General features: G+C 37.7%; 14 protein-coding genes and 1 pseudogene. 13 read left to right on the top strand and 2 right to left on the bottom strand.

Annotated features, from left to right (window positions below):
- Window positions 1-353: 353 nt before the first annotated feature.
- Together DEF52_RS03845 and DEF52_RS03840 are read right to left on the bottom strand one after the other, a co-directional pair.
- On the bottom strand, window positions 354-1,469 hold the full coding sequence (locus tag DEF52_RS03845) for a hypothetical protein (RefSeq protein ID WP_151807912.1): 1,116 nt from the start codon (window positions 1,467-1,469) through the stop codon (window positions 354-356).
- The gene (locus tag DEF52_RS03840) at window positions 1,435-2,667 is read right to left on the bottom strand and encodes a hypothetical protein (RefSeq protein WP_151807911.1); all 1,233 of its coding nucleotides are present in this window, start codon (window positions 2,665-2,667) and stop codon (window positions 1,435-1,437) included. The genes DEF52_RS03845 and DEF52_RS03840 overlap by 35 nt, the downstream gene beginning before the upstream one ends.
- 230 nt (window positions 2,668-2,897) lie before the next feature.
- On the opposite strand from DEF52_RS03840, the gene DEF52_RS03835 reads away from it, so the two are divergent.
- From DEF52_RS03835 to DEF52_RS03780, 13 genes and pseudogenes are all read left to right on the top strand, one after another.
- A complete protein-coding gene (locus DEF52_RS03835; RefSeq protein ID WP_151807910.1) occupies window positions 2,898-3,365 on the top strand; it encodes a crossover junction endodeoxyribonuclease RuvC in 468 nt (155 codons plus the stop codon).
- A 108-nt stretch (window positions 3,366-3,473) separates the two neighbouring features.
- Window positions 3,474-4,694, top strand: a complete 1,221-nt coding sequence (locus DEF52_RS03830) for a DNA modification methylase (RefSeq protein ID WP_151807909.1) — start codon at window positions 3,474-3,476, stop codon at window positions 4,692-4,694.
- A gap of 35 nt (window positions 4,695-4,729) precedes the next feature.
- Window positions 4,730-5,221, top strand: coding sequence for a hypothetical protein (locus DEF52_RS03825; RefSeq protein WP_151807908.1), 492 nt, complete (start codon window positions 4,730-4,732; stop codon window positions 5,219-5,221).
- A gap of 86 nt (window positions 5,222-5,307) precedes the next feature.
- A protein-coding gene (locus DEF52_RS03820; protein ID WP_151807558.1) for an IS630 family transposase occupies window positions 5,308-6,167 on the top strand; the annotation gives its coding sequence in 2 pieces (ribosomal slippage) (window positions 5,308-5,632 and window positions 5,632-6,167; 861 coding nt in all).
- A gap of 15 nt (window positions 6,168-6,182) precedes the next feature.
- Window positions 6,183-6,350 (top strand): hypothetical protein, encoded by a 168-nt coding sequence (locus DEF52_RS06575; RefSeq protein WP_153296802.1) that lies wholly within the window; start codon window positions 6,183-6,185, stop codon window positions 6,348-6,350.
- Window positions 6,347-8,194, top strand: coding sequence for a phage terminase large subunit family protein (locus tag DEF52_RS03815; RefSeq protein ID WP_151807907.1), 1,848 nt, complete (start codon window positions 6,347-6,349; stop codon window positions 8,192-8,194). The genes DEF52_RS06575 and DEF52_RS03815 overlap by 4 nt, the downstream gene beginning before the upstream one ends.
- Window positions 8,181-8,414, top strand: a complete 234-nt coding sequence (locus DEF52_RS03810) for a gpW family head-tail joining protein (RefSeq protein ID WP_151807906.1) — start codon at window positions 8,181-8,183, stop codon at window positions 8,412-8,414. Before DEF52_RS03815 ends, DEF52_RS03810 begins: the two co-directional genes overlap by 14 nt.
- Before the next feature lie 40 nt (window positions 8,415-8,454).
- Window positions 8,455-8,742, top strand: a complete 288-nt coding sequence (locus DEF52_RS03805) for a hypothetical protein (protein WP_151807905.1) — start codon at window positions 8,455-8,457, stop codon at window positions 8,740-8,742.
- A gap of 15 nt (window positions 8,743-8,757) precedes the next feature.
- Window positions 8,758-9,033 (top strand): type II toxin-antitoxin system RelE family toxin, encoded by a 276-nt coding sequence (locus DEF52_RS03800; RefSeq protein WP_151807904.1) that lies wholly within the window; start codon window positions 8,758-8,760, stop codon window positions 9,031-9,033.
- A 122-nt stretch (window positions 9,034-9,155) separates the two neighbouring features.
- Window positions 9,156-10,567, top strand: a pseudogene (locus DEF52_RS03795) (phage portal protein).
- Complete coding sequence (locus tag DEF52_RS03790) at window positions 10,564-11,613, top strand: S49 family peptidase (protein ID WP_151807903.1); 1,050 nt, start codon at window positions 10,564-10,566, stop codon at window positions 11,611-11,613. The pseudogene DEF52_RS03795 and the gene DEF52_RS03790 overlap by 4 nt, the downstream one beginning before the upstream one ends.
- A gap of 140 nt (window positions 11,614-11,753) precedes the next feature.
- Complete coding sequence (locus DEF52_RS03785) at window positions 11,754-12,122, top strand: head decoration protein (protein ID WP_151807902.1); 369 nt, start codon at window positions 11,754-11,756, stop codon at window positions 12,120-12,122.
- 35 nt (window positions 12,123-12,157) lie between these two features.
- Window positions 12,158-13,162 carry a major capsid protein gene (locus tag DEF52_RS03780; protein ID WP_151807901.1) on the top strand — a complete coding sequence of 335 codons (1,005 nt, stop codon included), beginning with the start codon at window positions 12,158-12,160 and terminating at the stop codon, window positions 13,160-13,162.
- Window positions 13,163-13,402 lie beyond the last annotated feature (240 nt).

The raw sequence follows: 13,402 nt of genomic DNA, 5'->3' as shown, positions 1-13,402 counted from the left end.
GAGACGAAAATATGAAAAACCTACTATTGCATTTTGAACAACTTGGAAAAAAAAGATGAAGGACCTAAAAGTGAAAGACAAATGCTTACAAAAGACAAAACAATTTATAATAACATTTTAAAAAGACTCTATGACCCGAGGGTACAATTATACCACCTTGACCTAAAGAACGCTTATAACAGCCCTTAAAAGCCGATCAATACCATGTTTTAACTTATAAAAAAGACCTCATGTTGACTCTATCACGTTTTACTTTAGTTGTAAAGAAATTTTTTTTAATGTATGACGGATTTGTATAGTCGATATTTTACGTAACTTATGGCGCTTAATTGGTTATTTAGTATCTCTAAAACTTAACGAGTTGCTTTTATAACCAAAGTAAAAGGGTTAATACGGTAACCATAATCTTTACGCGATGATCCAGGCCAACCAACTGTTTGAATCACATCATTACGTTCGATGTTTAGTCCTAACTTTTTAGCTAAGGTGGTTTTTATTGTCCTTTGAATTGTGTTTAATGGTTTTCTGATGTGATGTTCTGGATCTGCTTCTTGATCAAGATTTAGATGTTTTTCTATTTGAGTTATGCTAAGCAATGTGTGTTTTTCAGGAGGTAATTCTTTTTTACAATCATTCAAAAATTGTTCAAATAATATGCGAAAAACTTTCATACATGCTACAGCTTTCTTATTCAGAATCTCTATATTGTTTACGTAAAGTGAGCCTTCTACCAATTGTAACTCTAGTAATTCTTTCTCTCTAGCAGGTTCAATTTGCTCAAGTGAAGTATGTAAAATTTGCATTGAAGTATTTGGTATTAACTCTGGTACTCCTCTTTGTACTGCTTCTTGAAATATTTCAATTAAAGTCCTACGCTGACAGAAAAGGTCAACCATTTCTACTATAGGCAAATCAAGAGGTATGTCTGGTATGTTTTTTCTCAGTATTACTAATACGGTTGGATTGACTCTTAGCCTATCTATGGTTAAGAATGTTGGATTGGTGCAAAAATCAAGAACAATGAGATTTACAAATTCACCTTGGCCACCAACATGATAAACTCCTCTTTCCACCTTTTGCCACATGAAATGCGTATTACTTAGCTGACCTTCAAACCAATGCATGATTTTCTCTGGGTTTAAATATACAGATAAGCGATGAAATCTTTGCTTCTTGTAGGTGTTAGGCAAAATATCACGGTTGCAATTTTCACAAATTATATTATCGCATACTTCATCAAAATCCTCATCAATGAAAATCTCATTGTTACAGTATGGATCAACTATATTTGGCCAATCTAATTTATCTTGTCTATGAGAGCAGATAATATAGGCCCTCTCTTGCATCTTAATTAATTCAAGATCTGACAAATACTTTGCTGCTTTAATGTAGTTTTGATTTGGATTAACCCAAGAGCTACCAGAATTAAAAAGGTCAGAGATTTGCTCTTGGCAAGATTGTAAGACCATAAAATTGTTTCATGTATGCTTTAAAATCCTCTCTTTCCTTTTTATTCAAGGGATGTTCAGAGTAGTGAATTGCTATGTACTCATCACTTCGCTTAAAAAATAAGCCTATCTTTTTGCCTTGAAATATTATCTTCATCAATTCAATAGATTTTAGTATATCGCCAATAGAAGGGTGTAAAATATAAAGCTCAGATGCAATAGGATCATGTGGTATAACGGTTAAAGTAATGCAAGTGTTGCTATATTTAAAACGATTTGACTGAAATTTTAACTCAAAAGTGAATATATTTGAATCAGAGCCATCAACACAAACTTTAATGAATTTATATACTTGCTCTGCAAAGTTTTTATCCTGCGCGTTTACAAAAACACATTCAGAGCTAAAATAACGACTCGCAATGCTATTTGCTATCTCTGTAGCTTGATCAATATTTTTGGCAGTAAGATCTACTTGAGTACCATTAACTAGAAAATCCAAAATCATCCACTCTGGCTTATGACCATGAATAACCTTATTTGAGTTTAGTAGTAAATCTATACCACTAGCTCTACGAACTAATACATATAAACGATTTTGATGGTAGAAGAAACCTTGTAATTGATTTTTAAAACCGTCATTGCGTTTAATGTCGTCTTCTTTCAGTATCTGCACTATGGGTTCCTGAGAGATGAAGTCTTTAAATGGAACATTTGGCTGTCGTGGTGTCTTTTGAAGAGCAAATGATACAGAACCTTTTCTTTGTATTTTTTCAAAGTGATAGACAGACTTTAAAAGATTGTAATCTGCATGAAACAATAGAAATAACAAAGACTTTTTGTCGTATTTATTGTTACCTTTTAGAAGGTAGGATTTCATGAGTTCCTCAGTCAATGCAGATTTTGCAATTTCACTGACAGTAGCTTCTAGCTTTGCACGTTCAAAACAGCTAATCAGATAATAAATAACTAGAGAGTCTAAATGTTTAGCAATCACTTTACGTTTATATTGTATGGATGTGTTATCGTAGTCTTGATCATCAAAGAGTTGACCATTTAGCTTGTCTTTAAAGCAGTGTTGAAAGATAACACTTAACTGCCTACCAGAAAGTGAATTCATCCAGGAATGACGGACTTCTGTATTGTGAAAACGCTCAAGTAAGTAGTTAACTGGTACTTCTAAATCATCTTCCCAGAATTTACGGTTTGGGTAAACGTTCATAAGAAATTAGCTAAGCTACGTTAGCATAATAGATATAGATTAATTACATTGTTAAGATAGAAATCTGAAAGTCTTGACCAATAATTATGCAATGGTTATTTACTGATTTTTAATCAAGTTTTTTCTAAAAAGTTTGCTTAAGAAGAAGATTTTTTGGACAAAAATTTTTCAAATCCTGAATATATATTATATAGGGTTCACGTACTCTAGTGAAACAAATCTGAATATAAATGTCAATTCTAACACTTGACCTCGGCAAACAAACGGGCTGGGCAATTCTGACAGATGGAGTAATTCAAAGCGGGAGTAAAAGTTTTCATGGTAGCCGTTTCAGTGGAGGGGGCATGCATTTTTTGAGTTTTCGCAATTGGCTTAATTCCTTGGAGCATAAGTTCACTGCGGTTTATTTTGAAGAAGTAAGAAGACATCTTGGAACTGATGCAGCGCATTGTTATGGTGGTTTTCTTGCCATTTTAGCTGCTTGGTGTGAAGGGGGAAAAATTCCTTACAAAGGTGTGCCGGTGAAGACGATAAAACGTTTCATAGCAGGCAAAGGTAATGCCAGCAAAAGTGAAGTTATTGAAGCGATACGTGAAAAAGGTTTTTCACCTCGAGATGATAATGAAGCGGATGCTTTAGCATTAATGTTTTACGCTATGAATCTTGGTAAAGATTTTAACACATTAAAAATACCGTAAAAGTGGGTCCTTTCAGCCATAATGGCGGGTTTGGTGGTGCTGACCTCAGGCCTTCTTTAGCGTCAGAGATATTTTAAACATTAACTTTTTAATTAGTATAGCAATTATATGAATTTAGCAATCCACTATTATCCTACTCGAAACCTAGTCGAATATGAGCGTAATCCACGTAAAAATGATGACGTAGTAAACAGAATGTGTGCTTCTATTCGAGAATTTGGCTTTCGTATTCCAATAGTTGCAAAAAGCGATGGCACTGTGGTTGATGGTCATTTAAGACTTAAAGCAGCAAGAAAACTTGGTATGGAGAGTATTCCCGTAGTCTTAAGTGATAATTTAAATGAACCACAAACCAAAGCTTTTCGATTACTAGCGAATCAATCAGCTAATTGGGCAAAGTGGGACGATGAGCTTTTAAAAGTAGAAATTCAAGAGCTAGAAGATCTGCAGTTTGACCTAAAAATGACAGGATTTGAGCTAGAAAAAGTTCAAAACTTTCTTGATGATTTAGATAGTGAAGAAGAAGATTTTTCTGACTTAGCTGGTGATGACAAAAAAGTGGAAATAACAAAACCAGGGGATCTATGGATTTTAGGTGGTCATCGAATCTACTGTGGTGATAGCTGCGAAGTTGAATCGTTTAAAGCGGTACTGGACGATAAAATGGCAGATATTACGGTTTGTGATCCTCCATATAACGTTGATTATGGCGCTAGTCAAGAAAGAGAAGATAAAAAAATACTAAACGATAATCAAGGTGAAAAGTACGAACTTTTTCTCTACGACATCTGTTCCAATATTTTAGCATATACGAAAGGAGCAATTTACATTTGTGCATCATCATCTGAGCTTTCGACCTTGCAAAAAGTATTTGAAGAAGCAGGTGGTCGTTGGTCAACATTTATCGTTTGGGCAAAGAATCATTTTACGCTAGGCAGATCAGATTATCAAAGACAATACGAAGCAATGCTCTATGGATGGAAAAGCGGCAATAAACGTGAGTGGCATGGAGGACGCAATCAGAGTGATCTCTGGTTTTATGATAAGCCAATACATAACTCACTGCACCCAACAATGAAGCCAGTGGAGCTAATGGAGAGAGCAATAGTAAACAGCAGTAGACCAGGAGACATAGTTCTTGATCCATTTAGCGGGTCTGGCAGCACACTGATTGCATGTGAAAGAACAGGGAGAATCTGCAGGACAATAGAGCTAGATCCCAGGTTTGTAGATGTAACGATAAAGCGTTGGCAGGTATACACAGGCAGAGAAGCTATTCTTGCTGATACTGGAAAGACTTTTGCACAAATTCAAGAATCAAGACAGTAAGGGGCGAAATAAGGAAAAAAAGAGGGGAAAGAAAGTTGGAAGAAGGGAAAATCACGCAAACGGAATGGGCAAGAGAGATAGGAGTGTCAAAGCAATATGTCTGTTATTTAGTAAAAAAAGGAGTAGTTGAGTTGGAGGATGGTTTGATTGACAGAGAACAAGCGAATGAAGCGGTAGCAGCAATAAGAGATCCAAGCCAGCCACTGAGGAGAAAAGGTGGAGAAATTGAGGAAAAAAGGGGAAACACCAGTGAGCTCTCTACCATGCTGCTTAAAACCCGGATAAAAAATGAAATGGAGCGGGGAAAATTGTTGGAGGCAAAGGCAAAAGCCGAAATTGGTGAACTTATCTCAGTAGAAGAAGTAAAGACAGAAGCATTTAACGTGGCAAGAGTTGTCCGTAATAATTTGCTTAACATTCCAGATAGGGTTTCAGCGTTACTAGCATCAATAAATGACACAGATAAGATCCATGAAACACTGACTGAGGAAATCAGAACTGCGTTGGAGGAGTTAGTATTTCAATAATGACATACAATTTAAAATTATTAATAGCTCTTTCCATAAAAGTCCGGATGTGATAGGATAAGGGTAGATGATGATAAGGAGGTTGAATGCCAGCAGCATATAGTTATGATTTAAGAAAAAAAGCAATGGAAGCGCTAGACGAAGGAGAAAGCAGAGAAACAGTGGCAGCAAGATTTAAGATTGGACGAACTACTTTATGGGAGTGGCAGCAAAGAAGAAAAGAAACAGGAGACTTTCAATCAAAAAAACTTGGAAATGGGGGTTACAATCACAAAATTACCGACTGGGATACCTTTGCCAAATTTGCCAGAGAACACGGAGGAAAGACTCTATCGGAAATGGCTAAACTTTGGAACAACGTTAGTATCCAAACGATCTATCGAGCCCTTAAAAAAATTGGATTTACGCGCAAAAAAAGACATATGGATACAAGGAAAGAAACGAAGAAAAACGTGCTGAATTTTTGAAAATTATAGCGATAAAAGAACCTAAAAACTTAGTGTATATAGATGAGTCTGGCATTGATAACACCGAAGACTACCCCTACGGATATTGCCAGAAAGGACAGCGGTTTTATGCCTTAAAATCTGGAAAGAAAACTCAACGAATCAGTATGGTTGCAGCCTTAAGTGAAAGAAAGATAGTTGTTCCGTTAACCTTTGAAGGCCACTGTAATATGGATGTTTTTAATGGATGGTTTGAGCAATTTTTGACACCGATCTTGGAACCTGGACAGACTGTCATTCTTGACAATGCTACTTTTCATAAGTCTGATAAGATTATCGAGCTTGCTAAAGGGGTTGGTGCAGAAATTTTGTATCTGCCGCCTTATTCTCCAGATTTCAACAAAATTGAGCATCATTGGTTTGCTATAAAAAACAGAGCCAGGAAAAACATTCCTCTATTCGAATCCTTTCGTCGTGCTGTTGATTCTGCCTTCCTATGACCTGTTCGGACTATTATGAGAAATGCTATAAGGAATCGTTTTATCGCCTTAGTGAGCCTAATTCACATATTAGTTGCAATAATGATTTTAAGTAAAGCATCAGCAGATACTTATTGCAGGCAAAAAGTGCCTTTTACTTTGAGTGGCATAGAAGTGCAACAATTGCAGCAAATAGCATTATGATATATAGCAGTAATTTTTATGCAGGATTAAGGCCAGATCCACCGCTAAAAGTATCAGAGTGGGCAGATAAGAACCGTCAGCTTTCAACAATAGCATCATCAGAGCCAGGGAAATGGAGAACAAAGAGGACGCCGTACCTTAAAGAAATAATGGACTCTTTATCCTCATCTTCACCGGCTGAAGAAGTGGTGTTCATGAAAGGAGCACAGATTGGCGGAACAGAAGCTGGAAACAACTGGATAGGGTACGTTATTGATCAGACACCAGGGCCAATGCTGGTAGTACAACCAACAGTAGAAATGGGCAAGCGTTGTTCCAAGGGAAGATTTGCACCACTGATTGAAGATACACCATGTTTAAGGAGTAAAATAAAAGACCCAAGGTCGAGAGATTCAGGCAATACTGTGCAGAGTAAAGAGTTTCGTGGAGGAACGGTAGTAGTAACAGGTGCCAACAGTCCAGTGGGTCTGCGCTCTATGCCGGTAAGATATCTTTTTCTCGACGAGGTTGATGCATATCCAGGAGATTCAGGAGGAGAAGGAGATCCAGTTTTGCTCAGCATTGCTCGAACTAATACATTTACGCGGAGAAAAATATTCTTGGTTTCAACGCCAACGGTTCACGGAATAAGCAGAATAGAGAGGGAATTTGAGACTTCAGACAAGCGATACTTTTTTGTACCTTGTCCACATTGTGATCACTATCAGGTGCTGAAATGGCCACAAATAAAATGGCAAGATAAAAACCCAGCAACAGCGCACTATGTGTGTATAGAGTGTAACGGCAAAATAGAAAATCATCAAAAAACAGAGATGCTAGCTAGAGGTGAATGGAGAGCGACTAGGGAGGAGGGAAAAAAAGAGGCAAAAGAAGGGGCAAAAATAGGATTCCACCTTTCAAGCTTGTATAGCCCTGTTGGCTGGTATAGTTGGAAACAAGCAGTGGAAGATTATCTGCATGCAAAGGAAAATGAGCAATTACTGAAAGTTTGGATAAATACCACACTCGGAGAAACCTGGTTAGAAAAAGGAGAAGTACCAGACTGGAAGCAACTATTTGAGCGTCGAGAAAATTTTCCGATAGGCATGGTGCCAAAAGGTGGAAAAATAGTGTTAACGGCAGGGGTTGATGTACAAAAAGATCGGTTGGAAGTAGAAGTAGTAGCATGGGGAAAAAACCGAGAAAGTTGGTCAATAGACTACCAGGTATTTGAAGGAGATCCTGGAGGGGAAGAAGTATGGGGAAAACTTTCGGAATTATTAAATCATCATTTTATCGGAAGTGATGGTCTAGAGTATATGATAAGTATGATGGCGGTAGATGCTGGGTATGCAACACAAGAAGTATACAATTGGGTAAGAAGTCACCAAGGTCAAGGAAGAGTAATGGCAGTAAAAGGAGCAAACAAAGCGCTAGTGCCACTGAGCAGCCCAAGTAGAGTTGATGTAACAGTTAGTGGACAAAAGTTAAAGAGAGGAATGAAGCTGTGGCCAGTAGGAGTATCGATATTAAAGTCAGAGCTTTTCCAATTACTTAATGTTTTAACAGAAGGGGCGCCTGGGTATTGTCATTTTCCAGAGTATCCACCTGAATATTTTAAGCAGCTAACCGCAGAGCAACTAATTACCAAAGTAGTAAAAGGATACACCAAACAGGAGTGGCAAAAGATAAGAGACCGAAATGAAGTACTAGATTGCAGGATTTATGCGAGAGCTGCGTCTATTGCCCTAGGGATTGATCGTTGGCCAGAGAGTAAATGGAAGAGTTTAGCAGGTGAAAAAGCTAAAAAGCCTAAAAAGGTAAGAAAGAGTAGATGGTTGGGTGAGAAGAATGTACAGCAGTGAATATTTAGCCCAAGTTGAAGAAGCGATAAAGAAGCTACAGAGCGGAGAGAGAGTAGTATCGATTGCATATGGTGACCATGTGGTTAGGTATGGAGAAGTGCAGATAAAAGATCTATTGGATTTAAGACAACGAATTAAAGCTGAATTGAAAGTAGCAGGTGTGAAGCCAAAAAGAAAGATTGTTTTTTCAACGAGTAAGGGGATTGACAAAATTATGTAAAAATGTTATAGTTTGCGGTTGATATCTTACAGTGAATAATATGGATCAAAGTCAAGGAAGGCTTAATGTTAATGTAAATTTTGAGGGGGAATTTGCTCAGTACCTTACAGAAATGGCGAAAGTTCAAAATAGAACTATAGAAGAAGTTGTAAAGGACCTAGTGGAAAAAGAAATTGAAGCAAGTAAATTATCTGAAGAAGATGATGAAATAGATGAAGTAGATATAGAGTTAGCTAAGCTTTCTCTTGAGCGTGATGCTAGAGGTGATGAAGAAATTAGAAGTGAGGATGTAGACTGGAATAGAATATTATCTGCAAAAACAGTCTAAAAGTGGAGATACAAGCTGGGATACGATATTATCTATTCAAAAAGAGTTCTTGAAGAGGACTTTCTTGCATTACCACCGACGATAAGATCTAGAGTGAGAAGAGCTGTAGATAGTCGTCTTGCAACCAACCCTAGAGCAATAGGTAAAGCATTGTCACATGAATTTAAAGGGTATTTTAGGATACGAGTAAGTGACTATCGTGTAATTTATAGGATAAACTACTCAAAACACACAGTAACTATTACTGCAATGGGACATCGAAAGGACATTTATGAATGCAGCCCAGAATAAGATTGTGCACAAGCCTCATGCATAATTTATAAAGTGTTAACAACCAGGCTATCCAGCAGCTTGCTGTAATTTTTTAATGTCAGATTTGTGTAATAAACTGCTGCATAATTAACAATTCAAAAATGCTATTAAAATCGTTCAAACAATTATTCCACAAATCACCAAAACCAAAAAGCTCAGCCTGGGACGCTGCAGGATCAGGAAGAAGAGAGATGTATTGGCAGGGAGAATCAGGAAGTATAAATAATTTGCTGTCTCAAAGCCTTGAGCACTTACGTAGCCGCTCTCGTGATATGGTGAGAAAAAATCCATACGCAGCAAATATAATTGATACAATAGTAAGTAATTCTATTGGAACAGGAATAAAACCACAATCAAAAGCAAGAGATGGAGAATTTCGAAAGAAGGTGCAAGAACTATGGCTAAGATGGACAGATGAAGCAGACAGTAGCGGAGCAAGTGATTTTTATGGGTTACAAGCTCTAGTATGCAGAAGTATGATAGAAGGAGGGGAATGTTTCGTTCGTCTGCGCACTCGAAAACCTGGAGATGGTTTCTCCGTTCCTTTGCAATTACAAGTACTTGAATCAGAGCATTTAGACAATAAGAGCAATCAAACTTTAGCAAATGGTAATGTAATAAGAAACGGGATTGAGTTCAATAGACTTGGACAACGAGAAGCGTATTACCTTTTTCGAGAGCACCCTGGTGAAGGCTCGTTTGGCGAATCAGTGAGAGTGCCAGCAAACGATGTTTTACATATTTATAAACCACTTAGACCTGGGCAAATTCGAGGAGTACCATGGCTTTCTACAGTACTACTCAAACTCTACGAACTTGATCAATATGACGATGCGGAATTAGTGAGAAAGAAGACAGCAGCGATGTTTGCTGGGTTTATCACAAGGCTTGATCCAGAGGCAAATATTATGGGTGAAGGTGAGAGTAATGAGCATGGAGTAGCACTATCAGGTTTAGAGCCAGGGACTATGCAACTGCTTGACCCTGGTGAGGATATTAAGTTCTCCGAACCATCAGATGTTGGAGGAAGTTATGAAGCATTTATGAGGCAGCAGCTCAGAGCGATAGCAATAGGAATGGGAATAACGTATGAGCAGCTAACAGGAGATTTAACAGGCGTCAATTATTCATCGATAAGAGCAGGGTTAATAGAGTTTCGCCGGAGGTGCGGAATGTTACAGCATAACATAATGGTATTTCAGTTTTGCCGTCCAGTATGGGATAGGTGGTTAGAATTAGCCTTACTCTCAGGAGAACTCGATATAGGAGAAGAATGGACGAAAAAAGAGGTAAAATGGATACCCAAGGATTTGATTGGGTAGATCCGCTAAAAGACCAGCAAGCACAACAAATGGCAGTAAGAAATGGGTTTAAAAGCAGGTCAGAGGTGGTTTCAGAGCTGGGTTACGATATAGAAGAAATCGACCAAGAAATTGCAGAAGATCAAAGACGTGCTAGTTCCTTGGGATTAAGTTTTGATTCTGACGTTACTACCAATCAAGAAATAATATGAAAAACCAAGCGATATGGCTGAGTAAGCCGATGATGGTAGAGCCAAGAAGTTTTGAATTACTGTCATTACATGCAGGGAAGCAGCCAATTTTTAAAAACATAAAACATGCAGTAAGAAATAATAAAAGGGGAATAGCAGTCATACCAATACATGGAATCTTAACAAAGAATTCAGAAGCTTTTGACGATATTTTAGGAATGACATCATATGAGAAGATACGTGAAGAGATAGAAGAAGCTTTAATAGATGAAGAAGTAGAAACAATAATTTTGGACATAGACAGCCCCGGAGGGGAAGTAAACGGTTTATTCGACCTTTCTGACTTTATTTACGAAGCAAGGGCATTAAAAAAGATCATAGCAATAGCAAATGATGATGCGTATTCTGCAGCATATGCGATAGCGTCAAGTGCTGAAAAAGTATTTGTAAGCAGAACATCAGGAGTTGGAAGCATAGGAGTAATAGCAAGTCATATAGATCAAAGTGGATTTGATGAAAAACAGGGGATAAAATATACCGCAGTATTTGCAGGAAAGAGAAAAAACGATTTAAACCCGCATGAGCCAATAACATCAGAAAGTTTGGAAAGCTTGCAAGGAGAAGTAGACCGCCTATATGAAATGTTTTTGCAGCTTATAGCAAGAAACAGAAATCTTTCAACGGAAAAAATCAAATCAACGGAAGCAGGGCTATATTTTGGTGAGAAAGCAATAGAGATAGGACTTGCAGATGGAATTACAATTCTTTCATCTATTAATAAAAACAGGAGTATTACTATGAATGAACAGACTACAACTGACCTAGAAACTGATAATTTAACTAAGTATCGTACTGAAGTTCTTGAATTAATACGATTATGTAATATATCAAAGATGCCAGAAAAGGTAAAAGAATTTATTGAGCAGGGCGTAAGTATTGAGCAAGCAAGGGAGGTTTTAATGGAATTACTTGCAGAGAGAACGAAGAAGACAGAGATTTTGAGTACAATACCGCAAAGTACACCGGAAGACTTGATGATGCAGGTAGCGAAAAGTCGGTGTATTTGATGCGCGTTCTAACATACGCCGCGGTAAATAAGTGTTCAAAATGCGCCAGAATAGCGGATTATAGAGCAACATATCTTTTACCGCGGCGAATAGCGACTTTAAACACAGCGGAATAAACAAAGGAAAAAAGGGGGAGAAATATGACAAGCATAAGTGAAGGAAATAATTTAGGCGATCTTCTAAAATATGAAGCGTCTAATCTATATTCAAGAGACCAAATAACCGTAGCAAAGGGGCAAAATCTGAAGCTAGGAACGGTTGTTGGTCGTGATAAAGATGATCTAATTAAAATTATAAACTTAGCAGCCACGGATGGTACGCAGACAGCTATAGGAGTGATAACAAGTGATGTAAACGCAACGGAAACCACTAAAGCAGTAATCATTACACGTATAGCGATGCTAGCAGATCATGCAGTTGTGTGGCCAGCAAATATCACTGAAGAACAGAAAGCTGCAGCAATAAAGCAACTTGAAGGACGAGGGATTATCATCCGCAAAGGGGTCTAGTAAATAATAAAAAACATAAAGGGGGAAAAGAAAAAATGCAAAATCCATTTACAAATACAGCATTTAGCATGACGGCACTAACAAATGCGATGAATATATTGCCGATAAATTATGGACGTGTTGAAAATCTAAATTTGTTTCCAAGTAGGTCAGTAAGATTTAGACATATTACCATAGAAGAGCAAAACGGAGTATTAAGTTTACTACCAACGCAGTTACCCGGAGCACCAGCAACAGTAGGAAAAAGAGGAAAAAGAAAGGTAAGAACATTTACGATTCCGCATATTCCTCATGATGATGTAGTGTTACCAGAGGAAGTACAAGGAATAAGGGCATTTGGATCAGAGAGTGAACTTAAAGCGCTGGCAGATGTAATAACTGATCATTTGCAGCTAATGAGAAACAAACATGCAATAACGTTGGAGCATTTGCGAATGGGAGCGCTCAAAGGAATAATTTTAGATGCTGATGGGTCAGAATTATTAAATCTGTACAACGAATTTGAAATAACACCAAAAGTAATAAATTTTGCACTGGGAACAGCAACAACAGATGTAAAGCGTAAGTGTCTGGAAGTATTGCGGCATATTGAAGACAACTTAAGTGGTGAATATATGACCGGAATTCATGCCTTGGTAAGCCCTGAGTTTTTTGATGCATTAACTTCGCATAGTAAAGTGAAAGAAGCATATGAAAGATGGCAAGAAGGAGCAGCGCTTCGGAATGATATGAGGTCAGGATTTACGTTCTGCGGAATCACATTTGAGGAATATAGAGGGCAAGCAACTGATCCTGAAGGAAACGTAAGAAGATTTATTGAGAAAGATACAGGGCACTGTTTTCCAGTAGGAACAGCAAGCACATTTACGACATACTTTGCACCAGCAGACTTTAATGAAACAGTAAATACTCTTGGACAGCCACTATATGCAAAACAAGAGCCAAGAAGATTTGATAGAGGGACTGATTTACATACTCAGTCAAATCCTCTGCCAATGTGCCATCGTCCAGGAATATTAGTAAAAGTCGCTATAGCATAACATACTGGTAGAGTAACCACAAGTTGGTGAGGTACAAGAGGAATCTACTAGTATATACCTTATTAGCATACTTATGAAAGAATGCAAGAGAATATTAAGCGACTATTGGAAGATTGTTTTGAGCATTTAGGAGTGGAAGCCACATATTGTAATAAAAATAAGGAGGCTATTCGAAAAATAAAAGCGCTAATTAAACGTCCTGACACTACGTACTCTTTAGGTGCAGATGGAGCATTAACT

This window comes from Wolbachia endosymbiont of Nasonia oneida, from assembly GCF_009012935.1.
In the GTDB taxonomy this organism is placed as follows: Bacteria; Pseudomonadota; Alphaproteobacteria; order Rickettsiales; family Anaplasmataceae; genus Wolbachia; species Wolbachia pipientis.
The sequence above is the reverse complement of the archived record's forward strand: the minus strand, read 5'-3'. Positions and strand labels throughout refer to the sequence as shown.

Excerpts from the sequence above, each read along its gene's own strand:
- DEF52_RS03845 (WP_151807912.1), bottom strand. The coding sequence starts at position 1,469 with ATGGTCTTACAATCTTGCCAAGAGCAAATCTCTGACCTTTTTAATTCT.
- DEF52_RS03840 (WP_151807911.1), bottom strand. The coding sequence starts at position 2,667 with ATGAACGTTTACCCAAACCGTAAATTCTGGGAAGATGATTTAGAAGTA.
- DEF52_RS03835 (WP_151807910.1), top strand. The coding sequence starts at position 2,898 with ATGTCAATTCTAACACTTGACCTCGGCAAACAAACGGGCTGGGCAATT.
- DEF52_RS03830 (WP_151807909.1), top strand. The coding sequence starts at position 3,474 with ATGAATTTAGCAATCCACTATTATCCTACTCGAAACCTAGTCGAATAT.
- DEF52_RS06575 (WP_153296802.1), top strand. The coding sequence starts at position 6,183 with ATGAGAAATGCTATAAGGAATCGTTTTATCGCCTTAGTGAGCCTAATT.
- DEF52_RS03815 (WP_151807907.1), top strand. The coding sequence starts at position 6,347 with ATGATATATAGCAGTAATTTTTATGCAGGATTAAGGCCAGATCCACCG.
- DEF52_RS03810 (WP_151807906.1), top strand. The coding sequence starts at position 8,181 with ATGTACAGCAGTGAATATTTAGCCCAAGTTGAAGAAGCGATAAAGAAG.
- DEF52_RS03805 (WP_151807905.1), top strand. The coding sequence starts at position 8,455 with ATGGATCAAAGTCAAGGAAGGCTTAATGTTAATGTAAATTTTGAGGGG.
- DEF52_RS03790 (WP_151807903.1), top strand. The coding sequence starts at position 10,564 with ATGAAAAACCAAGCGATATGGCTGAGTAAGCCGATGATGGTAGAGCCA.
- DEF52_RS03785 (WP_151807902.1), top strand. The coding sequence starts at position 11,754 with ATGACAAGCATAAGTGAAGGAAATAATTTAGGCGATCTTCTAAAATAT.
- DEF52_RS03780 (WP_151807901.1), top strand. The coding sequence starts at position 12,158 with ATGCAAAATCCATTTACAAATACAGCATTTAGCATGACGGCACTAACA.